Origin of the sequence: Shewanella sp. 10N.286.52.B9, assembly GCF_002873635.1 — a bacterium.
GTDB lineage: Bacteria > Pseudomonadota > Gammaproteobacteria > Enterobacterales > Shewanellaceae > Shewanella.
Map to the genome: position 1 here is coordinate 34,987 of NZ_MCTY01000163.1, position 22,987 is coordinate 57,973.

16 protein-coding genes are annotated in these 22,987 nt (G+C 38.3%); 6 read left to right on the forward strand and 10 right to left on the reverse strand.

Annotated features, from left to right (window positions below):
• From BCU91_RS09295 to BCU91_RS09310, 4 genes are all read right to left on the reverse strand, one after another.
• Window positions 1-942 carry an acyltransferase gene (locus BCU91_RS09295; protein WP_102531345.1) on the reverse strand — a complete coding sequence of 314 codons (942 nt, stop codon included), beginning with the start codon at window positions 940-942 and terminating at the stop codon, window positions 1-3.
• Window positions 943-1,031: 89 nt separating this feature from the next.
• Window positions 1,032-2,039 carry a glycosyltransferase family A protein gene (locus BCU91_RS09300; protein WP_102531346.1) on the reverse strand — a complete coding sequence of 336 codons (1,008 nt, stop codon included), beginning with the start codon at window positions 2,037-2,039 and terminating at the stop codon, window positions 1,032-1,034.
• Between the two features lie 137 nt (window positions 2,040-2,176).
• Window positions 2,177-3,511 carry a lipopolysaccharide biosynthesis protein gene (locus BCU91_RS09305; protein WP_102477057.1) on the reverse strand — a complete coding sequence of 445 codons (1,335 nt, stop codon included), beginning with the start codon at window positions 3,509-3,511 and terminating at the stop codon, window positions 2,177-2,179.
• Window positions 3,512-3,587: 76 nt separating this feature from the next.
• Complete coding sequence (locus BCU91_RS09310) at window positions 3,588-4,757, reverse strand: nucleotide sugar dehydrogenase (protein ID WP_102531347.1); 1,170 nt, start codon at window positions 4,755-4,757, stop codon at window positions 3,588-3,590.
• A gap of 1,066 nt (window positions 4,758-5,823) precedes the next feature.
• Between BCU91_RS09310 and BCU91_RS09315 the strand changes: the two genes are divergently transcribed.
• From BCU91_RS09315 to BCU91_RS09325, 3 genes are read left to right on the forward strand one after another with little or no spacing between them, the layout of a single operon-like run.
• Window positions 5,824-6,411, forward strand: a complete 588-nt coding sequence (locus BCU91_RS09315) for a transglutaminase-like cysteine peptidase (RefSeq protein ID WP_241904058.1) — start codon at window positions 5,824-5,826, stop codon at window positions 6,409-6,411.
• Window positions 6,412-6,439: 28 nt separating this feature from the next.
• The gene (locus BCU91_RS09320) at window positions 6,440-8,533 is read left to right on the forward strand and encodes a LapD/MoxY N-terminal periplasmic domain-containing protein (protein WP_102531349.1); all 2,094 of its coding nucleotides are present in this window, start codon (window positions 6,440-6,442) and stop codon (window positions 8,531-8,533) included.
• The gene (locus BCU91_RS09325; RefSeq protein ID WP_102520792.1) at window positions 8,534-8,983 is read left to right on the forward strand and encodes a hypothetical protein; all 450 of its coding nucleotides are present in this window, start codon (window positions 8,534-8,536) and stop codon (window positions 8,981-8,983) included.
• Window positions 8,984-9,371: 388 nt separating this feature from the next.
• Here the strand turns inward: BCU91_RS09325 and BCU91_RS09330 are convergent, their stop codons facing one another.
• Window positions 9,372-10,841, reverse strand: a complete 1,470-nt coding sequence (locus tag BCU91_RS09330; RefSeq protein WP_198590457.1) for a phospholipase D family protein — start codon at window positions 10,839-10,841, stop codon at window positions 9,372-9,374.
• A gap of 86 nt (window positions 10,842-10,927) precedes the next feature.
• Window positions 10,928-13,021, reverse strand: coding sequence for a carboxylesterase family protein (locus BCU91_RS09335; protein WP_102531350.1), 2,094 nt, complete (start codon window positions 13,019-13,021; stop codon window positions 10,928-10,930).
• Window positions 13,022-13,503: 482 nt separating this feature from the next.
• Here BCU91_RS09335 and BCU91_RS09340 point away from each other — a divergent pair, with 482 nt between their 5' ends.
• Window positions 13,504-14,682, forward strand: coding sequence for a patatin-like phospholipase family protein (locus BCU91_RS09340; protein ID WP_102531351.1), 1,179 nt, complete (start codon window positions 13,504-13,506; stop codon window positions 14,680-14,682).
• 713 nt (window positions 14,683-15,395) lie between these two features.
• On the opposite strand, the gene BCU91_RS09345 is transcribed toward BCU91_RS09340, so the two are convergent.
• A complete protein-coding gene (locus tag BCU91_RS09345) occupies window positions 15,396-16,055 on the reverse strand; it encodes a nitroreductase family protein (RefSeq protein ID WP_102439106.1) in 660 nt (219 codons plus the stop codon).
• 400 nt (window positions 16,056-16,455) lie between these two features.
• Between BCU91_RS09345 and BCU91_RS09350 the strand changes: the two genes are divergently transcribed.
• Window positions 16,456-17,112: a LiaF domain-containing protein gene (locus BCU91_RS09350; RefSeq protein WP_102439108.1), complete on the forward strand. Its 657-nt coding sequence runs from the start codon at window positions 16,456-16,458 to the stop codon at window positions 17,110-17,112.
• 411 nt (window positions 17,113-17,523) lie between these two features.
• Entirely contained in the window at window positions 17,524-20,115 is a 2,592-nt protein-coding gene (locus BCU91_RS09355; protein WP_102531352.1) for a M1 family metallopeptidase, read from the forward strand.
• A gap of 61 nt (window positions 20,116-20,176) precedes the next feature.
• Here the strand turns inward: BCU91_RS09355 and BCU91_RS09360 are convergent, their stop codons facing one another.
• From BCU91_RS09360 to gloA, 3 genes are all read right to left on the reverse strand, one after another.
• On the reverse strand, window positions 20,177-21,037 hold the full coding sequence (locus tag BCU91_RS09360) for a DMT family transporter (RefSeq protein WP_102477050.1): 861 nt from the start codon (window positions 21,035-21,037) through the stop codon (window positions 20,177-20,179).
• 260 nt (window positions 21,038-21,297) lie between these two features.
• Window positions 21,298-22,398, reverse strand: coding sequence for an alkene reductase (locus BCU91_RS09365; RefSeq protein WP_102531353.1), 1,101 nt, complete (start codon window positions 22,396-22,398; stop codon window positions 21,298-21,300).
• Between the two features lie 87 nt (window positions 22,399-22,485).
• A complete protein-coding gene (gene gloA, locus BCU91_RS09370; RefSeq protein ID WP_102439116.1) occupies window positions 22,486-22,869 on the reverse strand; it encodes a lactoylglutathione lyase in 384 nt (127 codons plus the stop codon).
• Between the last annotated feature and the right edge of the window lie 118 nt (window positions 22,870-22,987).

Consider the following 22,987-nt stretch of genomic DNA (forward strand, 5'->3'; position numbering starts at 1 on the left):
CTACCTACCTAACACGTAATGAGTCATCCAACTATTACTACTTAATAGTTTATCAATAACAATAGAGCCTGCGATGCCTGCTGTAAGCCCAACCATAAAAACTAAACTCGTATTTAATACATCAAAATAATTTAAAAAAATCCGGCTTGATGCCGTAAAGAACACATGGAACAAATAAATAGAAAAAGAATAAACTCCAATGTACGAAAGCCATTTCATCTTTATTTTCAATAAAAACAGAGTAAAACAAAAGCTAAATCCAATGCCAATTCTTAATGCTCTGTCATCGAAGTCAAAGTATAACGATAACCCGTAAGACACCAGTATCGCTAAACTAACAGTTGACATTTTTTGCATAGCAGAGGGGAACCTTGAGTTCATCATGCCAAATAAAAAGAATGGTAATAAGTAAAAAAAACCATCTAAAGATAAATAGTTAACATCAACGCCTAAAAGGTAAATAACGATAGAAAGAACCAAAATAAAAACAGACGTTAGATAACTATTGAGCAGATTAAAAAACTCAAACAAAGTAACTAAACAAAAAACTAAAAAAATCGCCTCTAAAAACCAATAATGGCCGACAGGAATAATATGCATAAGCCAAAAGTTTATCGTTTCTCGATTAGTCCCTGGCACATAAAACTGTAACAAAGCAAACAAAGTTCCAACCGTTAGCATAGGGTATAGCAATCTTGCCGTTTTCTTTTTTAAAAAAGGAATAAAATTGCTTTTTAAGGGTCTCATACCATATATGAGTCCTGATAAAAATGAGAAAAGCGGCATACGAATATAAATAAACACATCATTAATATCACGTAATACGCCTGAGTCTATTCTCATTCCTTGCGTAGATGAAGATCCAATTACGTGATAACTAACTAACAATATACATGCCACCCCCCGTAACGTGTCAATTTCAAGCTTTCGACTAGCCAACATAATTAAATCCTTATGTTAAAGCATCTTACGAAAACAAATTTCCTATAAATCCATTTAAAAGATAAATATTGTTCATTAAAATAATGCTATCAACTAAAAATTATCATTTCACATTCATATAAAAACAAAATAGACAATGAGCAATAAAATGAATATTTTTTATACTTGCTACTCTTTGAAGAATCTACAACGGGTTTAGATAAAATCCTGTTTAAAATCAATCTTGGATTCTTAATATAATTCTTATATGACTGGGGAAAAAAAGGTAAATGACCTTTCGAAAACGCAAACAAGGTCGACAAAGCCAAAGGGGGATCTATTTTATCTCCTGCCAATTTAAATACTGAGATAACTGAATGATTTTCGGTATTTATTTTTTCATTTTTTATGTAGGATGACTCTCTCAAAGCCACCTCAACTCTAGAAGAAACAACCTCTTTTGAACGGTTAACAGTTAAGGTACCAACACCTCTGGTCACACAATAAAAAACTTCATCCAACACACTAATTTTATTCGCTTTACTCCCTGACACTAAAGAGAACATCACATCATTAGATGCTAAAACCTCATCAAAGCGAACATTATTCTCAACTAAGAATTTACGTCTAAACACCTTGCTCCAGGGGACATAAAATTTATAGCGGATATCTTCACATTCAGACTGTAAATAGTTATCAATCAATTTAGCATATCGAACATGCCTGTCTGACTTTTCTTTTTCAACCAAACAAAAACTGGTTGGTTTAAAGTAGCAAATGTCACAATCTTTTTTAAGACCAGAACAGATAGTATCAAAAGCATTATCTACAAAATAATCATCGGAATCAGCAAATATGATAAATTCTCCTTTAGCATGCTTTATCCCAATATTTCTTGCCGCGCCAGCACCTTTATAACCTGATTCATTAGTCAGCACAGTCAAGTTTTCATAATGCTTAACCATAAACTCATCTATATAGTCAGTCACTTTCGAATGACTATTATCATCTACAATTATAACTTCCACATAGTTTTTGGAAGGTATTGTTGATAACAATTTATTCAAACCATTGATATTGTTATAGTGAGGGATAATGACTGTATATTTATAACTCATTTGCTAAGCCCTTTACCTATCTTTAATAGTGCTAAATAAACCATTAAGAACCCATTCAAATAAAATGCATATTGAACATGTAAAGTAAAACGGAGAAAAATTAAAATAAATCACTGACTGACACCAAATATTAATAATCAAAAATTAGTCGCTAATACAAAATTTGCAGCTAAAATAATTACACTGCTGATAACCCCGTAGGATATCGTACCAAATACACTTGACAGGCCTGAAGGAAAAATATGTTTACTCATTAGCAGGTAGCATTGAATAAAATTAATTGTAAAACTGATAACTATTAACCAACAAAGCGTTTCTAAACCACCTAAATATACCCCGATAACAATGGCACTTACGCTGGTGAGGGCATGGTAAAAGCCGCATTTCAATAATAAATCTGCTCTACCCGCAGCTTGGTAAAAACCACCACTTGAACTAATCACCACTTGAGTTGGAATTGAAATAGAAAGAATTCTAAGCAATATAGATACATCCCCCCATTTATCACCAAGTAAAATGAACACGATTTCATCGGCAAAGATACATATTAATATTCCGACTAAAGCACCAAGCAATGACATATATTTAGTAAACTTTATATGTAACCGTTCAAATTCAGGAGGGTTTTCTCTAAGCTCCTTCATAACAGGTTGTATTGCCGGCGCCATTGCAAATGTTAATATTAACAGTGGGTATCTCATCAATCGATAGGCTTTATCGTATATCCCTAGGCTTGTTGCACCTAAGTACTTACCCACTAAGATATTATCTAAATTTTTTGAAAAGTAGTTTAAAAAATTAAAGCCGGCTTGATCCTTTGAAAAAGCCAATATTTTTTTAACATGGCCTAATTCTCGGCCAAAGTGCGGAATACCTTCTTCTGTATTCTTAGCGGCAAACAGTATCAAAATATATCGAAAAATTGAGACGACCAAAGGCTTTATCGCTAGCGCCCATATAGGTTCAAAATAGTCTAAAGTGAGCAGTAAAAAGACAACGGAAATGATCTCTGCTATTGCTTCACATCGCGCTATGGTAATAAATTTTTTCTCTCGGTTTAGTGCAGACATCGGCACTATAACCGAGGTGTTAAACACAATACTAATGCCAACCGGAATAACTAAATATTGATATATGTCATCACCATAAAACCAAGCAATAAGTGGAGATATGATAAAGAAAATTACAGAAACCGCAGCACCCAAAACCCAAGTAAAACTGTAAATACCATCGCGCATCTGCGTTGATATTTTGGATTCATTAATTAAAGCAGGCCCAAAACCCATCTCGCTTAATAGGGCAAAAAATACAGCAAATACTTGAATAACAGCAAATATACCAAAAGTTTCAGGTGTAAATATTCGCGCTAGTATCATCATTGATAGTAACTGCACTAAATACACTAAGTATCGACCTGTTACGCTATAGAGCATTGAACTAGCTAATTTTTTCCCATTTGAAATTTCAGGCATGAATCACTTTTAGTCCTTTAACAGTACCGAGGTTAGTTGCTCTTTCGTTTCAAATATTCACAAAGTTCCAAAGCGACTAATAGTCATTGCCAAACAAATCTCGGGTATAGACTTTTTCTAATACATCATTTAAATCGGCTGTAATTCGATTAGATACAATCACATCCGCACTAGCTTTAAATGCTGCTAAATCTCGGTACACTGGTGAGTTAAAAAACGTATCTTGCTCCATAACAGGTTCATAAATAATCACTTCTATGCCTTTACTTTTAAGGCGCTTCATCACGCCTTGAATACTTGAGGCCCTGAAGTTATCTGATCCTGACTTCATGATTAATCGATAAATACCTACAGTGTTAGGGTTTCGCTTTAGAATAGAATTAGCAATAAAGTCTTTTCGAGTGGTATTAGAGTCAACAATTGCTGTTATCAGATTATTTGGCACATCAGCATAGTTAGCTCGCAGTTGTTTAGTATCTTTTGGTAAACAGTAGCCGCCATAACCAAAAGAGGGGTTATTATAATGATTGCCAATACGAGGGTCTAAACCTACTCCATCGATTATCTGCTTGGTATCTAGGTCAAGGGATTCTGCATAGGTGTCTAGCTCATTAAAATAAGCCACTCTTAAGGCTAAATACGTATTTGAGAATAGTTTGACCGCCTCAGCCTCTGTCGACTCGGTAAACAAGACTTTGATATCTTGCTTTAATGCCCCTTGAACCATTAACTCAGCAAATATTTCAGCGCGTTTACTCTTCTCTCCCACAATTATTCTTGAAGGATATAGATTGTCGTACAGTGCTTTTCCCTCACGTAAAAATTCCGGTGAGAAAATAATGTTATCGCAATTTAACTTTGTCTTTATCCGTTCGGTATATCCAACTGGCACAGTAGATTTTAAGATCATCACAGCGCTAGGGTTAATCGAAGTCACTTGTTCAATAACCATTTCTACAGAAGAAGTATTAAAATAATTTGTTTGAGGATCATAATCCGTAGGAGTGGCTATAATCACAAAATCAGCACCTTGGTAGGCGCTGACTTTATCTAAGGTCGCTGTAAAGTTTAACGATTTATTTGCAAGAAAATCTTCAATTTCAGTATCGGTAATTGGCGACACCTTGTCATTGAGGAGGTTAATTTTGGACTCAATAATATCTACAGCAACAACCTCATTGTGTTGAGCAAGTAACATAGCGTTCGATAAGCCAACATAACCTGTACCAGCAATTGCTATTTTCATTTAAAACAACACCCTTTTTAACATATAAGTTAATGTTTTTTTTGTAAATCTTATCGGTAGATTCAATAGCAAAAAATTATAATTCCACATATCTCTAGATGGCTTTATCCACGCTACCGCACTGAATTTTAGCTTCCAGATTGCTATAAAAGTTATGAATAATTTAGCTAATAATTTACAAATTTGATTGGCAGTTAGGCCGCTTCAACTTTCAAATCCAACCAGAAAACTTAGCAACAAATGAAAGTATAGACACTCACATGAATCTCGGTACAAAGTATGAAAATAAAAATTGATCTTCATTAAAGTCTACGCCATCTAAGTTAATCGGCTTCATCAAGCCCACTTAACAATGATGTTACATTGAAGCATACATGAAACCCCTGTCAGTTTTTTGAAACCCTATAATCTCAATTCAAAAATCAACCTAAAGTAGCCTAATTACTCACCTCGGTATCAAACTAAGTACTATTACTGCGAACCAAGAATAGTACTTTAGTATAGGTCACCCTTGCACTTGGTGGATCCTCAGAGCTTAGAACGCATCCATCTATGCCTGAGGCTGCTGTATTTTGGTGCAATGTTAACTTTAATAAACACCAACCACTTAGGGGAACTAAAGCTAGCAACAACAAAAAAACGTTTAAATACAATAACTAAAAATCAAAATTAAGCGTGTTAAGTAATAATTATAAAATAAGGCCATTAAATCGCCCTAAATAGCTGTACATAATTCAATCAAGATCCGTGCCAAAAACAAAGCAAGTTAGTAAGTACCAACAAACAATGTAACAATTTTGCAATAGTTTAGTCCCTAGAAATCTCGGAGCTTAAACTTAGAACACTGCATGAGGCACCTAATTAAATACGTCATTATATTGACGATCATTAAGGCCAACTTCGCTATGATGAAATTTACAGATCCCTTATTGCACATTTTTGCTACAGTTTTAGCATCTCTATGGATAGGTTGGGTGAGAAAATTAATTCATTGCGTGTTGATTTGAATTGGCAACGCTATTGGCTGTTAATACCAATAGTGTTTTCTGCTGTTTGCTTTTCAACAATGAACCACAATATTTTTTCTGGCGCGTTTTTTACTCAAATTGAACTAAAATATGGACTTAACAGAATCGATGACTTTCATAAGTGGCAATCAATTATTGAAAAGGGATCTGAGTTTTCTGACAGTGAACGCTTGCACTTGGTTAATCAATTTGCCAATCGACATATTAATTTTGTCAGCGATATCGAACATTGGAATAAAAATGATTACTGGGGGACACCGATAGAGTCATTGGGCACTAAAGGTGGCGATTGCGAAGACTTTGCAATTTTTAAGTACTTTACTTTAAAAGCAATGGGAGTCAGCGAAGAAAAAATGCGCTTAATGTATGTTAGAGCGTTATTAATTGACCAACCACACATGGTACTTATTTATTTTGATAACCCTAAGGCCATGCCCTTAGTATTAGATAATTTGACAACAAGCATTAAAAAATCAAATCAACGGACTGATTTAAAACCAATTTACTCATTTAACAGTCAAGGCTTATGGTTAACTAAAGCACGGGGATTAGGTTCAAATCGCCCTGTTAGTACTGGCTCTAAAAGTTGGACAGATCTCGTTAATAGAATAGAGAATGGTGAATAACATGCGAAAATGGAATTGGAGTCGCTGAATGGTAAACAAAGGAATGTCGCTAAAATTACAAGTATTTTTACTTATTAGCTGCTTAACAGTTTTTAGTTTCAGTTTTGGTTTATATAACAATATCTCGACCATGAAAGACTATTTAAATGAACAACTTGCTTCTCATGCTCAAGGCGCGGCACATAGCTTAGGGCTTTCAATTTCGCCTTATATGAACGAGCAAAACCTTGTTGTTGCAGAAACAATGACTAATGTCATTTTTGACTCGGGTTATTATCAACTAATTCAATTTACTGACATCGATGAAGTTGTTCAATTTAAGCGAACGATTGATTTTCCCACTTTATCTGTACCCAATTGGTTTATGGCCAGTTTTCCATTACAACCTCCCATAATGACCAGTGAGGTAAGTGATGGTTGGCGTTTAGCCGGGCAGTTATCAGTGCAGTCCCATGTTGGTATTTCCTATAATAACTTATGGCATCATGCAGTAACGAGTCTCACTACCACTTTTATTCTATTAATTATTACCTTATTAATCGCTTACTTCATTTTAAAAGCAGTACTAAGACCGCTAAAAACCATTGAGCAACAAGCCAATTCAGCGTCAAAAAAACGCTTTATTACCAACCCAATTATTCCTTTTACTACAGAGCTTAAAGCGGTCGTCGATGCTATGAATCAGATGATTGCTAATATTCAGCGGGCCTTTAAAGAACAAACCCAACTTGCTGAAAATCTAGCAAAATATGCCTACATAGACTCTTTAACAGAATTACCAAACAGACGCGCTCTATTAAAAAATTTCGAATCGATTCAATCAACAAATACACCACAAAAAAATCAGTTCTATTTAGGCTTGATAGCCCTGCCATCGCTAAAAAGTATCAACAATAAACAAGGATATGCCGCCGGTGATGCCTATATTAAGTTAGGGGCCAATATTATTAGCAAGCAACTTAATCAAATCACCGAAATACAGCTTTATCGAGTTTCTGGGTCAGAATTTGCTTTTCTATCGCCATTAACAGAGGATGCTGTCAAATTAGTCCATAAGCAATTAATCGATATTTTAGTGGCTAACAAAACAGAACACGACGTTGAAGATGGTTTTGCAAAATATACAGTGACTTGTATTGGTGCCAATGAAAGCTTTAGCGACACACTCAAACGATTAGACTCTCAATTAACCACTAACCCATATTGCGACAAACACGCTGAGTTAATACTGTCACAAGCTGACAATAGCCACCATACACGGGAAGAATGGGCTCACATTTTAACTCACTTTACTGAATACTTTATCAACGAGCTTAAACACTGCAACCAAGATAATTTTGAGCTTAAATGTATTCCTTTAGATGACTTTTTTGATTTACTGCTACAACCGGTAGTCGATAACCAACAATCAATTATGTATGTTGAATCCTTTGTGGGCTTTAAATTTAATGGAGAGTCTTTACCCACACTAGATGTATTTTCCATGGCCGATAAATTGGGCGTATTACTTGAGCTTGAGCAAGCAATAACTTGTTTCATCTTTTACAAATTAACACACATAAAAAAAACACCCATAGCTATTAATATTAGCAACCAAGCGATACAAAGCTCTGCTTTTACTCATTGGCTATTTAATTTATATCAACTACAACAAAAAAAACTTCCACCACTTTTGTATGAAATTAAAGAATCTGGCGTGATACTTTCGTCAGCTGTTACAACCTCATTTATTAATAAAGCTAAAGAATTAAAAATTGATATTGTCATTGAAAACTTTGGCTCAAACTTAAACTCATTTCACTATATTCGTAACTTAAACGTTGATTTTACTAAATTAGATCCTTGCTTTGTACATGATATAGATCAAGCTGACACACGCTTTTTTGTCCAGATAGTTACCCAAATATGCCATGGTATTGGATTAAAAGTCATCGCTGCGCAATTGGAAACACCAGCCATGATAGGCATTTTTTCCAATATCCATGTGGATGGTCTTCAAGGCAACGGTTTGTATGCTGTTCAAAATTTGACTACTCTTATACCAGTGACATTAGATAGTTCATGGAGCTGTACTTTACAACTCAGTGACTTTTGTCCCCCATCAAACCATGAGGCAGAATAAATGTACCCTAACAAATTAACGCTCATTTTGATTGCTGCAATATCTTCAACGGCGTTGTCAGCAGGAGCATATGCTGTATCTCAAACAGATTTTACCAATGGCGTTCAGACAGCTGCTAATTCAGGGACGAGTTTAGCTGATTACACGCTCACTCAAATGCAATCATCACCTGCAGAACAAACCAATATCCTCGCTTTTGCTTTACAGGCGACTTTTGGCAAAACCGCAACTATATTAGAAGTGCTTAGTGCTGCACAAACTGCAGGAATGAACGCTGATGATGCATTGGCTATCGCTATTGCAAATGGTATAGACCCTTCAATTGTTGCAGAGGTCTTTGAGGAGACACTCACTGCCAGTGGTGGCACATTTGGAGCAGCTCCAGCGCCTGGTGCTCAGGGTTTCGGTGGTGGCTCTGGTGGTGGTGGAGTAACGGCTTCCAGCAACTAATTAGTGTTTATCAAGCACCCTTGCCTTTTATAAAGAACTTGGGTGCTTTTTTATAGCTATTATTAGTTAAAAATAACCGCGATTAAATTTAGCTCATTAACGAGTATTTGTTGCTTAAACTGCAATGAAACCCTACAAACTCATTATCATGCAAGGGGTTGGACGTATATAAAAACAATGAATTTTTGTTTATTTCTAGTAATCCTTTTAGCTAACAAACTCTCAACTAATCCTCTCAGCTAATAACCTGTTAGCAAATAATCTGTTAGCAAATAATCTCTTAGTCAGTAATCTATTACCTAACAAACTCTTAGCTAACATGCTCTTATATTGTGGCGTTAAATGACTTACGTAAAGAAAGCGTACTAGCCCCTAAATATGGCTTTAATTAAAGCTCTGACTCGCCATTCATTTTCCTTATCAGCCAATCCGGTAAAGCATGCCAACCACCATAATGAGGCGAAGCGTCATAGCTTTCATCACCTGATTGCCAGTTAATACTGCCGTCTTCTTGTTGAGTTACATGCCAATAAAGCAATTCTTTATTGGCCAGTAAGTAATGCTCTAACGTCAAGGCGAATTCTGGGCTCTTGATTAACACCCCAAACTCAATATTTAAAAAATCTGAACGTGGATCAAAGTTCGATGATCCAATGTAGGAATATAAGTCATCAAAGATAAAGGTCTTATTATGGTAATAAGTATCACTATGGTAAAAATGATCACTATTTTTAGCATGATCTTTATATTCATATAAATCCGCCCCCATATCTAATAACAGTGGGCGATGCTTTTCAAAGTATGCCGGCACAAACCCCGAATCATTTGATGCCGATGAATTTGTGATTAAAGTGATCTGTGCATTATTGGCACTAAGCTTTTCAATAATGGTAAATTTATTATCGGTTGGAATTAAGTAAGGCGTTGAAATTACGGCTTTCTTGGCATCATTCACCGGATCAGTCATTAGATTTTCAACTCGACTTCTAAAATATGGCTTACTGTCTTTCATCTTTTCAAGCGAATCAAAGACAGGTTTCACAACAGCTGCGGTATAACCCACTTCTGTTAAGCTCTGCACTTGCTGATTAATCGCATTCACCACTTGTTGGCGGTTTTCAGTTTGTTGCCGATAAGTTTTTTCAAACTCGGTAAATACTCCCACCTGCTTCACTTCTACAAGCATTTCGATTGGGATCAAATAATCAGTGCCCCACAGCCCATCAAAATTCGCTTCAAAAGCCTTAATGACGTCACCTTTAAAAATGACATCTAAATCAAAAAAGTTTGCCTCAGTGCTATAGCCAAAGTAGTCATCGCCAATGTTTCTGCCACCTAAAATCATATTGTGACCATCAACGTTAAAGTACTTTTCGTGCAGGCGATTATCCAGCTGTTGCTGATGAATTTGAAAGTCCATCGCACGGCCAATCCAACCCATTTTTCGAGAGTCGAAAGGGTTAAAAATACGAATATCGATATTTTGATGGTGGGCGAGCTCTGCAAGCCACTTTTCATTAAACACCAACAAGTCATCAAGGGTTACTCTGACTTTTACACCGCGATCGGCAGCTTGCTTAATTTCGGCAAAAAGCATTAATCCCGACGTATCTTTGTTCCATGAGAAGTAAGTTATATCAATAAAGCTTTTGGCTTGACGCACTAGCTCAATACGCCTCGCTAAGGCTTCTTGTGCGGTAGGGATTAAGTACAAATCAGCATGGTATTTTTTCGAGTCCCAATCCGCTTGAAAACCGTCCTCAACCTCAGGGTAAGACGTTGCGCAGCCAGTCACCACTATGGTAACAATAATAAAGCTAAGTACAGTTAGGCACTTAGAAATAGAATGCATGTTCATTGATATACCGTCATTATGGTTAAAAAATTACGGCTAGCAAATGCTAGCCGCCAATCAAAGCGATAAAGATAAAGCTTATTTAGTCATTAATTAAAGTAGCCTAAAATTAAGCCTAAATCCTCAAGACCCGTTAAGCGACCTTCGCGTAACTCAGGGTCTATACCAGCTTGCTTTCTTTTATCCCAATCAGACTCAAGTTGTATATTGGTGTCACCATCAATCACTAACACATTGTCATCGCTGGTATTGAATTGATAGTTATCAAACAGCTCATCACTAAACCAAAGACGTGACAATTTATCCATTAACATCATATCACTATCACTTGGAGTAACCTTGTTACCTGTCACGGTATAAGGTTTATTGAACACAAATGGTAATTCCGCACCATTACAAATGTTACCAATGCAGCTAATTGATTTAATTAGCGCTGCAAGGTCAATGGATGTTGCTTCATTACTTGTGGTCCACACATTAAAGCTTGGTTTGTAATCAAAGTTATAAAAAGTCACTGGCACCACACCATTATCACTGGTTTGCTTGGCCATAACCCGTGCTGGACCACTAAACAGCATATCGTTTACGAGTAAATTAAATTGCGCCATATTACCTGTGGCACCGCTTAACTCACTTTCATCGTTTGGATAAAAGTCCGTTAATTTAAACAGTTCATCTATGATAGCGCCATTGCCTAAACCAAAGAAAAAGCGGGTAATGGCGTCATAGGCTGTGCTAGGTAAAATGTCACCTAACTCAACTTGGGCTTCAACATCTGAGTTTGTTATGGCCATTAACTCTTGCTCTAACAATGCCAAGTTATCTTGGGATTCTAACCAAGCCTGAATATCTAAAGCGGCTAAATCAGGATCTTCAGGCGCATCATTAAGCTGTTGGATTAAATTGATAATCGTCGGTATTAATGAAGTTAAACTCGGCAGAAATGCCGTTGTTCTTGAATCATTACTGTTAAAGCCTAATACAGTCGGTACATTTAATTCAGTTAATGCTGGCTGCGCTTTTAAATGATAACCACTGATTTCAGGGACAAAAATACCGCCTCTAGCGCGAAAATCAACATAAGGCGAAAAAGGCTTTAAATTGGCTAACGGCGTAGTTTCAGCGCTAAGTTTAGAGGTTAAACATAAACCACTGCCTACTAAGTTATCCACATCAATACAGTCTAATCCTGACCAAGCGCCAACTTTCGCTAATGGATTTAGTGCCTTTTCCTGCACTTGCATGATTTGTTCAAGGGTTAACTCATCAAGTACCACAGAGCCTTCTTCAGCAAATAACTCATCGCCATAATCTTGTAACTTACCTTGAAAGGTTTTGGCTTGATCATAAGACTTATAATCAAAGCCATAAGGGTTGCTTTGCATAATAGCGCGCTGGAAATAGTCACCAGCAAAACTTTCACTGTTTTCGGTTTGCTGTAAAATCCCTACTGACATGGCGCCAGCGCCTTGGCCAACAAGGGTAACCTTATCTGGGTTACCACCAAATAATTCAATATTGTTATTGACCCATTCAAGCGCGCGTTTTTGGTCACCTAAAGCAAAATTACCGCCTTTGTCGTTCTTACTACCATCAAGCCAGTAGCTACCTAAAATACCTAAACGATAATTTAGAGTGACCGCAATAAATGGTTTATCATCTAATGCCCCCTGAGCGACAACATTATCGCCTTGTACTAGCGGGTCTGAGCTTGAACCAAATTCAAAATCACCACCATGAATGAACACATAAACAGGTAAATCAGCGGACTCGACCGTATCTTCTGGGCGCCAAATATTAAGGTTTAAACAATCTTCTGATTGCTCCTGCACCGTTAAATCAAGTTGCGGGCAAGCATCACCAAAAACCGTTGCATCGACCACATCTGTTAATTCTGTGACCACACTGTGCTCAAAGCGCGCAGAAGTCGCATAAGTAATGCCTTTAAACGCCTCTAACTCAACTCGCGTTGCCGTACCCTCTACATCATTAATCACCACTGACTCTTTAAGCCCCATTACGGTGCTATCACCAATGATCCGATCAATCTGCTGTGGTGGCAGTGGCTCGACAACGGGTACTTCAGGTTCTGGATCTGTAACACTAGGGCTGTCATCACTGCCACAGGCCACTAATGTTAATGAAATAAGCACTGCAAGGGTAGAACGGTAAAACACGGTCATAATTAACTCCATGTATCTCTGATTGCTAGGGTTTGGCTAGTGAATCATCAAAGTAGCTCAAGCCTAATATTAGGTTAAGGTTTGCATCTTTGCTGTATGAGCCTGAATAATTAAATTTATAGTAATTAATTTAACCCTTACCTTGTAATCGCTTATGAAGGATCGAACCATCATCATTAACATTGAAGTAATAAAATTAACCGCTATAGAGTAGTAAAAGCGTGAGATTTACACGGTTTAAAATCGATAAATCGCCCATCTACCCCCAATTGACGATAGCAATTCACGATAGCAATTCACGTTAGCCGTTTTGTGAGGGTTAAATCCTTCAAACGCGATTTAACAGATTACACAATGTCCATTAACCTTCTAATATTAATTATCAGCAGATCATAGAAACCGCTTTCGCTTCTATAATATTGCTAATTTGATTTAAAATATCTTTAGATTTTTAGCCGCTAAACGGCTAAATGGAGACACTAATGAACACCCCGAAGAACCTTATTAAGTTAATATTTTTTGCCTTGTTCATAACGGCCTGTAGCTCAAATCATCAACTTGAACAACGGGTTGATGCTAACAATTACAAAGATGCTCTCGTGGCGGCGGATCAAACCGAAATAGCTGAACCTTATCGATTTTGGGCTGATGAACAACCTGCGTTTTTATATGATGCAACCACCAACACCACACCATTAGCAAGTGCGTCAGAAAAGCTAAATATATTAGTGTTATCGGGTGGTGGTGCTAAGGGTGCTTATGGCACCGGAGTAATAAACGGCCTTTATGATAGTAATCAACTACCGCAATACACCATTGTCACAGGGATCAGTGCAGGCTCTTTGATTGCACCATTTGCATTTATTGGTGGTGATGAAATTCATCGATTAAAGCAAGTCATGCTAGGCCTTAACGATAAGGCTATATTAGGTAAACGCAATTTTTTAAATGCTCTTTTTAAAGATGCCTTTACTGATGGCAGTAGTCTATATGAGCTAGTGGAGCAGTTTTACCCTGCTACAATGATTGATAAAATAGCGACTGAACACCAAAAAGGGCGTCGACTATTTATTGGCACTACGCAGTTTGATTCTGGCGAGCTGATGATCTGGAATATTGGCCAAATTGCTGCCAGTAACTTACCAAATAAATATGACTTAGTTCATCAAATTTTAGCCGCAAGCTCGTCAATTCCAGGGGTGTTTCCACCACAATTCATCAATGTTGAGATAGATGGAAAGCCTCTAGAAGAACTACATGTTGATGGCGGCATGAACTCACAAATGTTTGTCGACCCAGGTAATTTCGATTATGGGTTAGTCAATCAGGCTTTAGGTTATCAGCAACCAACTAATATTCACGTTATCCGTAACGGGGTATTAAAATCACCTTATATTTCCCTACATGATAAAGGCCTTGAACTACTGAATCGCAGTTTGAAAAGTATGACGGTTCAACAAGCTAGAGGTGATTTATATCGAATGCTGTATTACAGCGAAGTAAATAACTACGATTTGTCATTCACTTATATTGACGACAAGTTTGATGCAGAACCTGCCACCAAGAAAATGTTTGATCAGCAGTACATGGAAGCCTTATACCAAAATGGCTATGACAAGGCGGTAAACAACAATTTATGGCAAAACCAAGTTCCTTATTAAAGAAGTTATAGTTTACTTTCACGACTCTCCCAAGCCATTACTGGGAGAGTAAAATCAAGCTAATACGTCATTATTAATCCCACCTTTTTACCATTTTATCAGCATTTTTAGTCGCTTTAGTTATGACTCTACACTTTTTGGAATAACTTACCATGTTGAGAACGACTTGAAACACTGAACATAATGGCGGCTTTATCAATAAGCTGCAGCTAAGTAATTCCTCTTCTTAATACTGTCTGTTGTTAGCGATTGCGCAATGCCTTAATGATATTACTATCAACCAAAGCAGCTGCATTCATCCATCAATATTCATGCCTCCCATCAAATACATTCCATTCTTCATAATATCGTTTCAGCGCCAGCGGTTCATGGCATGACACGTATGAATAGCACCTTGCAGAGGCTACTCAATTTCATCAGTATTCCAGTTAAAGTCAGTCCCTATAAAGGTTTAACTCATGCTCAACGTTAATGTGACGGGTTACATTGCAGCATTATCAGTCATTTAGGGCTTATTAAAGCCGAACCTAAAATTTTCCACCTTCCTGTGAAATAGTGACTGTTTAAAATGGAGACTAAGCTGCTGATTTAATCTTTTAAAAATTCTCAACACAAAAAAGCCCATCATGAGTACATGATGGGCTTTAATAACAGGGGCAGAATAATCAATTAGAAAGCTGTTACAAGCTATAATTTAAACGACCAAATATAGTTTATAAAACAGTGATGACATCTTGTTCAGGTAAACGCGATTTAGGTAAACCAAAGTTATAATCTTCACCCTCTTTGTGATAACCCATTGCTAGCGCAAACTCACAAACGTAACCATCTAACTCTTCTTTAAAAATTTCACCAATTAAGCTTGGATCAACACCTTCCATCGATGTAGAAGCAATCCCTAAACGAGCTAGCGTATGCAAGGTATTACCAATAGCAATATAGGTTTGCGCTTTAGTCCAATGGCCATTAAAACCACTGTCATCAGTATTTTGCTCTGCAAAACCAAAAGCACCATTTAGCATGTTGTCATACATGTCTGCCGGTAAATGACCTGACGACACTTCAACATCAACAACTTTTCTGTAGTCATCTTTAGTGAACTTAGGGTTATGGGCAAATAAAATCACATGGGAGGCTTCAGTAGCATGAGGCTGATTAAACTGGTGCATATTGGCAAACGTTTCATGAAAACGTTGTTTTGCCACATCAGTTTCTAATACGATAAATTTCCACGGCTGTGAGTTAATAGAAGAAGCAGTTAAACGAATCGCTTGTTTCACTACGTCCATATCCGCTGCTGAAATACGCTTACTTGAATCATACTTTTTCACAGTATAACGTTTATTCAAATCTGCAATAATTGGGTGTGACATAATGATTTTCCTCATAGGTGATGCCGATGCGTGCATTTTAGGCTTTTCCATTGAGAAAAAAAGAGTGCTAGACACCAATCTTTATGGAGTTTTTAAACCATAAAAAATCCGTAATAGCGGGTGCAGATGGCTCTATAGCGTAACTATACGTAGAAAAAATGACAAACCCATGGCTGTTCACTGGTTATTTTGACTAATTCAGCTGGCTACTTTCACTATATCATTTGCATTTATAAAGGTTAAAAACGATAACGCAATGCTGCAAGAATGATAAAGCACTGTTTTTATATAGCATCTTTAAACTGGCCTGCATATTGCTTTAATTTAACTTAAATACAACATCTACCCTAGTGACTAAAATCTGAGTCACTATGTACTATAAAGTCCAAGGAGTGACATTATGGCCGTGATTTTAGAAGATCGCCCTATTGAGCAAGTCAGAGAACAAGTTATCGATCAGTTAATTGTCAATTATAGCCACGGCATTATCTCTGCTGAAGCCTTTGAAAGACGCCTTGATGAGGCAATGAACTCAAGTGTTCATCAAGAGATCGTCGCACTGGTCGCAGACCTAACCTTAACCGCTGATACTGACTATAGTCAGCAAAAAGACCACCAGTTTGCGCCAAACTATGGCAGCAAAACTGCCACTGAAGATATGCGCTTAACCAGCATATTAGGTAACAGTGAACGTAGCGGCCAATGGGTGGTGCCAAAGGTTATTAAGGTTAATAATATTATAGGTGAAACCACACTGGATTTTAGTGATGCCATTTTTCAGCATCAACATGTCACCATTGAGATTAATTGCTTTTTGGGCAGTAGCAGTATCTATGTTCCTGAAGGCATTAATGTGGTGTGTAAAACTTACGGGCTCGTCAGTAGCATTGAAAACAAAGCGCCTTCTATCGCAACCCGCCAAGCTCCTGTCATCACCATTGAGGGTAAGGTTATTTTGGGCTCGCTGGAGGTGTCTATCAAGCGCACCATTAAAGAGAAATTTATCGAGTTTGCTAATAATTTAAAATCGGCATTTGATACTAAAAACTACTTTTGATACTAAGAACACAAGATCCGAATATAAGGCAAACCTCAACGATAATATTTGCCTTATTTCGGCCATTAAATCAGCTCTAAGCCATAAGTAACTCAATACCTAGCAATCGCCAAGCTGGGATTAGATGATGCTTCAATCAAGCGCTACTCTAAGTAATCACACTAAATACTCTAAGCAAGTCATCAATTGTTACAACAACCGCCATGTAAAAGATGCGACCTAGTCACCATGCGGTTATTAATTTGTTATAATCAGCATCAGCTTTAAATGACCCTATAGAATCATCAATGCAATGGTTCCAATACAAGCGTTATGAATACAATCATTATCAATAAAAACGCTAATAGTCACTCAATCCTAATCAATGCCATTAAACATCATGGAATGATAATTAAAACAACAGGAAATAACATGTATCGAATCGTCACTGCGGGACTGGTTACGCTCTCATTTGTGGGAAGTACCGACGCCTTAGCCAATGAATACGTGCTAAGTAAAGTCGCCAAGCCACTATCACAAAGTATTAAGTTCAACTTAGATCCAGTAAAAGATAACTTCTCAGGCAGCACAGCCATTCAAATTGAAGTGCTTGAAGCCACTAAGCAATTACAACTTAACGGCTTAGAATACACTGCTAGCAATATCCAGTTAGATGCCAAATCAGCTAACAACAAAGACTGCCAACTAGATGTAATCATGCAAGATACTGGGGTGGTTTTGTTTAACTGCCCACATACTATCGAACCTGGTGCATATTCTTTCTCAATGGATTTCACAGCTCCCTATAACCGTCAATCTGTCGGCCTGTATAAAACCATTGATGGCGGCCTGCCCTACTTATTTACCCAGTTTGAAATGAGTGATGCGCGCCGCAGTTTTCCAAGCTTTGATGAACCAGAATATAAAATCCCTTTTCAAGTCACCATCACAGCCCCAAGTACTGAAAAGGTTTACAGCAATACCCCAGAGCTTTCAGTTGCAACCAAAGATGGCCTGACAACTCACGTATTTGCTCAAACCAAGCCAATATCCTCTTACCTTGTTGCTTATGCTGTGGGTCAATTTGAAGAAATTGAAGTCACAGGCATGAAAGTCCCAGGGCGCGTAATAACCACTAAGGGGAAAATCGAGCTAGCCAAATATGCAGCCGAGCAAATGCCGTTAGTGCTTAGTGCATTAGAAGATTATTTTGGGGTCGATTACCCTTATCAAAAGCTTGATAGCGTTGCCGTACCTGAGTTTCCTTTTGGGGCGATGGAAAACGCAGGCTTAGTCACTTATCGTGAAGATATTTTGTTAGTTGATGAGCAAACCGCCAGCCAAAATAGCAAAAAAACGGCCGTTTCAATTATTGCCCACGAGCTAGCACACCAATGGTACGGTAACCTAGTGACCATGCAATGGTGGAATGACCTATGGTTAAACGAAGCTTTTGCCAGCTGGATGGCTGCGAAAGTGACCGAGCAAATTCACCCAGAATTTGAATCTAACTTAGCATTATCCAAAAACTACGTGATGTCATTAGATGCGCGGGTATCGACCAAGCCTATCCGCAAGCCCATTAAAACCGAAGCCGACATTATGGACGGTTTAGGCCTTGCCTATAGTAAAGGCGAAGCAGTGCTAGATATGGTAGAAAACTATATCGGCGAGGCTGAATTTAATAAGGGTATTCGTCAATACATTAAAGATCATGCCTTTCAAAATACTGAAGCTGATGATCTTTGGAATGCCTTATCAAAAGCCTCTGGCAAAGATGTTGGCAGTATCTTAAGCACCTTTATTGAACAATCGTCTTACCCTTTAATCGATGTGTCATTAGCAGGTGATAAGCTAACCCTTAAACAAAGCCGCTTTGTAAATGCTGGCACTGTAGCTGCAAAGCAGTCTTGGACTGTGCCAGTATCGGTTAAATACGGTAAAGGCGACAAAGTTGCAACCGAAACCATTTTACTCACCAGTCAATCGCAAACCATCAAATTAGCATTCAGTCCTGATTGGATTTATCCAGATTCAGACGCCATGGGTTACTACCGCTGGTTGTTAGATGAAACACAAATGAGCAACTTATTAGCCAATGCTAAAACCCAGCTTACAGCTCGTGAGCGTAAAGCCTTGATCTCAGCAGCTGATGCCTTATTAGATGCCGGCTTTATCTCAGGTGGTGAGTTACTGAATATTTTAGGCGCATTTATTGATGACCAACATCCGCAAATCGTCTCTGCCGCATTAGGTTACTTACAATCTCAAAAACGCACCTTTATTGATGACACCAACCAAGAGCTATGGGCTAAGTTCATTGCCTCAAGAGCACAAAGCGCAATCGAGAAGTACGGTGTTACTGCAAAAGTTGATGAAAAGTCATCTATTAGTAAGTTACGCCCAACATTGATTAACTTATTAGCTTTTGAAGCCAAAGATAAAGCCACAATTGCAACCGCTAAAAAACAAGCTGACTTGTACCTTAATGGTAATAACGATGTTGACCAGTACCTTATCGGCACTTACCTCAATATTGCAGTGTATTTTGGTGACAGTAAGGTATTAGCGAAAGTAAAAGCTGAATTTGAGGTAACGAAAGACCCGCAAAAACGCACTCGTTTAATGTATGCCTTAGGCTATGCGCCTACTGAAAAACTACAAAACAGCGTGCTAGCTTATAGTTTGACCGATAAAGTCAATGCGCCAGATTTACGCTATATCTTTGCAGGGCAAGCTTATACCGATGAGCGTAAACAACGCTTTAGAGATTGGATCTATGCTAACTTCAGCGCCATAAAAGCGAAACTACCTCCCTTTGCGGTGGCGATGATCCCATCGTTTACCGGTAGCGGTTGTGATTTAGCGGCACTGGATACAACCAACACATTCTTTAAGCCAAAAGTCGCGCAAACACCTGAGTTTGGCCGTACCTTAGCCAAGCTCGATGAAAGTGTTAAAAACTGCGTCAGCTTAAAGCAGCGTGAACTTGCCAGCGTTGAGAAATACTTAAACCAGCTCTAATCGGTCTGTAGAGCCTTAACTAAAAAGCCAGTCTCACGACTGGCTTTTTGTTGTTAGTGCATCAGTTAGCGTTTTTAGGTGGCTTAGACAGCTTAATATAAACACTTAGGGATATAAAAATCAGCGCACCGCCAATAACTTTTTGCAGCGAAATTTGCTCATCTAACAGACTAAAGCTTAAGATCATGGTCCAAATAGGCTCTAAAATCATAATCAATGCCGCGGTTTCCATCTTAACTTGATACTGGCCTAGAGTCTGAAATACATAACGCACTGACGTAGCGATAACAGTAGAGACCACAAACCAAAATATCAAACTATCATTGACCTCAAAGCTTAATTGCTGGGTAAAGGCAACATACACAGCAGCAACTAAGCCAACCATAAATAACTGTAAACATATCGAATCAAGTGGCTTAATACTGAGACTAATTTTTTTGTTCAACACAAAATGAACAGACAGCAATGAAGAGGCAAGTAAGAAATACCATTGACTGGTCTCCACTTGCCAGCCATTACTTAAACTCAGTAACATCATCCCTACCACACTGATGGGTAAAGCTAACCAAAATGCGCGGTGAGGCTTAACTTTAAACAAAACCCAGGCGGTCATAGGCGCAATGATCATCGCTAAACTCATGATAAATGCCCCTTCAGACAGGCTATTACTGATCGATACCGCAAACACCCAAATCTGTAACGACATCCCCAAGAAAATGCCTACTCCGCAGGCTAATAGCAACTGCTTGGCTCTTAATCGCCAAATACTTTTATAGCAAAAAGGTAATAAAATCAGACTAGCTAACATAAAGCGGCTAGCAATAAACACTTCGCCGGGCATTTCATCAACCACAAGCTTTGACGAAATCCAGCCAACAGCAGCCAACAAGGTGGCAATAAATAAATATAACGCTCCGCGCATTGATAATTCTCTAGAGTAATATTGAAACAGACACAGCTCATCAGCGCCTAAAACAAGCAGGCCGCAGTGAAAATAAGATTAACTAAAGTGCTGTATCAATATGCATGGATCGTCATGCATTGATAAAAAGAAAGGTATTAGCGGTTAGCTTAACCACCCCCTCATATAGTAAAATAGCCACTTTACAGTGAAGTAAAGTGGCTATTATATTTTAACCTGTTTAGCGACTGCTTAACTAGCAAGCGTGCGCTTTATAGGCATTAGTTGCTAGCATACTCACAATAATCAGTTAAGCCTTTCTCATCACCACCAAATAAGGTGGCTGGATCATGCGCAGCCAATGGGTAACCATGCTTAATACGGTTAGGTAAATCTGGGTTTGCCACAAATGGGCGGCCAAAACCAACCATATCCACTAAGCCATTTTGTATCGCTTGCTCTGCGGTATCGGCGTTATACTTACCGGCATAAATGAGTACCCCTTGATATGCTTCACGTACCGCTTTTTTAAAGCCTGCTGGGGTTTCAGGAGCATCATCCCAATCCACTTCTGCAATATGTAAATACACAATCTTATGGGTATTTAATAACGCTGCTGCAGCAGTGTAAGTTTCAACAGGGTTAGCATCAACGGTGCCATTTAATGAAGTAAATGGAGCTAAACGCACCCCAACTCTGTCAGCGCCAATCGCCTCAATCATAGCGCCAACCACTTCACTTAAAAAACGTAACCGGTTTTCTACTGAGCCGCCGTATTCATCGGTGCGGTTATTCGCCTCTGAATCAATAAACTGGTTAATTAAATAACCGTTAGCAGCATGTAATTCAATGCCATCAAAACCCGCTTCAATCGCATTAAGCGCCGCTTGACGATATTCTTCAATCACAGCTTTAATATCTGCTTTGGTCATTGCCCGTGGCTCAACCACATCAACAAAACCAGGCTCTTGGGTGCCGTTGTCGATAAAGACTTTTACATTTTCAGCTTTAAGGGCAGAAGATGAAATAGGTTGCTCGCCACCAATATTATCAGGGTGAGTAACGCGGCCAACGTGCCAAAGCTGAGCAAAAATAACCCCGCCTTGTTGATGAACTAAATCAGTGGTTTTTTTCCAACCCGCAATTTGTTCAGGGCTGTAAATACCCGGTGTCCAAGCATAACCTTGACCCATTGCAGAAATCTGCGTGCCTTCAGCCACAATTAAACCCGCTTGTGCGCGCTGAGCATAATATTTTGCCATCATGTCATTAGCCAAGTTTCCTGGCTGTGAAGCACGTGAACGGGTCATTGGTGGCATTACAATGCGGTTGGTTAGTGTATGACGGCCTAGTTGCAGCGTTTGAAATAATGCTTGTTTCATGTTGTCATTCCTCGAAAAATGGGTCATTGAGCAGCCGATGTAATAGGGCTTTGAGATAACGAGCTCAGTTCAGTTAGCTCGGTTCAGTTAGCTCAGTTGAATCAGCTCAATTTGATAGTTATCAGGGTCAGTGATGAATGCGATGTGCGTCGCGCCGCCTTTTACAGGGCCGGGCTCACGAGTGACTTTTCCGCCTAAATCTTTAATCTTGTCGCAAGCAGCGTAAATATCATCCACACCTAAGGCTAAATGACCAAAGGCATTACCCATATCATACTGGTCTGTATCCCAGTTGTAAGTCAGCTCAATGCTAGTGCCATCTGGCTGATCGGCATAACCAACAAACACTAAGGTATAACGATATTCAGTGTTTTCAGCTCTATCGAGCACACTCATACCCAGCACATCAGTATAAAATTCAATCGATTTCTCAAGATCTGCAACTCTGATCATAGTGTGTAAAAATTTCATAATTTTCCCTTAGCTTCACAGAGATGAAAGCGCTGTTAGTAGTGATAACAAAATAACAATCTAAAACGCTTGCGTTGATTTAATAGGGCTAGTTTACGGCAATGGAGAGGATTAAAAT

What these genes read in the sequence shown, in the direction of transcription:
- BCU91_RS09360 (WP_102477050.1), bottom strand. Translation starts at nt 21,037, where the DNA reads ATGCGCGGAGCGTTATATTTATTTATTGCCACCTTGTTGGCTGCTGTT.
- BCU91_RS09345 (WP_102439106.1), bottom strand. Translation starts at nt 16,055, where the DNA reads ATGTCACACCCAATTATTGCAGATTTGAATAAACGTTATACTGTGAAA.
- BCU91_RS09320 (WP_102531349.1), top strand. Translation starts at nt 6,440, where the DNA reads ATGGTAAACAAAGGAATGTCGCTAAAATTACAAGTATTTTTACTTATT.
- BCU91_RS09300 (WP_102531346.1), bottom strand. Translation starts at nt 2,039, where the DNA reads ATGAGTTATAAATATACAGTCATTATCCCTCACTATAACAATATCAAT.
- BCU91_RS09310 (WP_102531347.1), bottom strand. Translation starts at nt 4,757, where the DNA reads ATGAAAATAGCAATTGCTGGTACAGGTTATGTTGGCTTATCGAACGCT.
- BCU91_RS09340 (WP_102531351.1), top strand. Translation starts at nt 13,504, where the DNA reads ATGAACACCCCGAAGAACCTTATTAAGTTAATATTTTTTGCCTTGTTC.
- BCU91_RS09330 (WP_198590457.1), bottom strand. Translation starts at nt 10,841, where the DNA reads ATGAACATGCATTCTATTTCTAAGTGCCTAACTGTACTTAGCTTTATT.
- BCU91_RS09305 (WP_102477057.1), bottom strand. Translation starts at nt 3,511, where the DNA reads ATGCCTGAAATTTCAAATGGGAAAAAATTAGCTAGTTCAATGCTCTAT.
- BCU91_RS09355 (WP_102531352.1), top strand. Translation starts at nt 17,524, where the DNA reads ATGTATCGAATCGTCACTGCGGGACTGGTTACGCTCTCATTTGTGGGA.
- BCU91_RS09335 (WP_102531350.1), bottom strand. Translation starts at nt 13,021, where the DNA reads ATGACCGTGTTTTACCGTTCTACCCTTGCAGTGCTTATTTCATTAACA.
- BCU91_RS09365 (WP_102531353.1), bottom strand. Translation starts at nt 22,398, where the DNA reads ATGAAACAAGCATTATTTCAAACGCTGCAACTAGGCCGTCATACACTA.
- BCU91_RS09325 (WP_102520792.1), top strand. Translation starts at nt 8,534, where the DNA reads ATGTACCCTAACAAATTAACGCTCATTTTGATTGCTGCAATATCTTCA.
- BCU91_RS09295 (WP_102531345.1), bottom strand. Translation starts at nt 942, where the DNA reads ATGTTGGCTAGTCGAAAGCTTGAAATTGACACGTTACGGGGGGTGGCA.
- BCU91_RS09350 (WP_102439108.1), top strand. Translation starts at nt 16,456, where the DNA reads ATGGCCGTGATTTTAGAAGATCGCCCTATTGAGCAAGTCAGAGAACAA.
- BCU91_RS09315 (WP_241904058.1), top strand. Translation starts at nt 5,824, where the DNA reads ATGAACCACAATATTTTTTCTGGCGCGTTTTTTACTCAAATTGAACTA.
- gloA (WP_102439116.1), bottom strand. Translation starts at nt 22,869, where the DNA reads ATGAAATTTTTACACACTATGATCAGAGTTGCAGATCTTGAGAAATCG.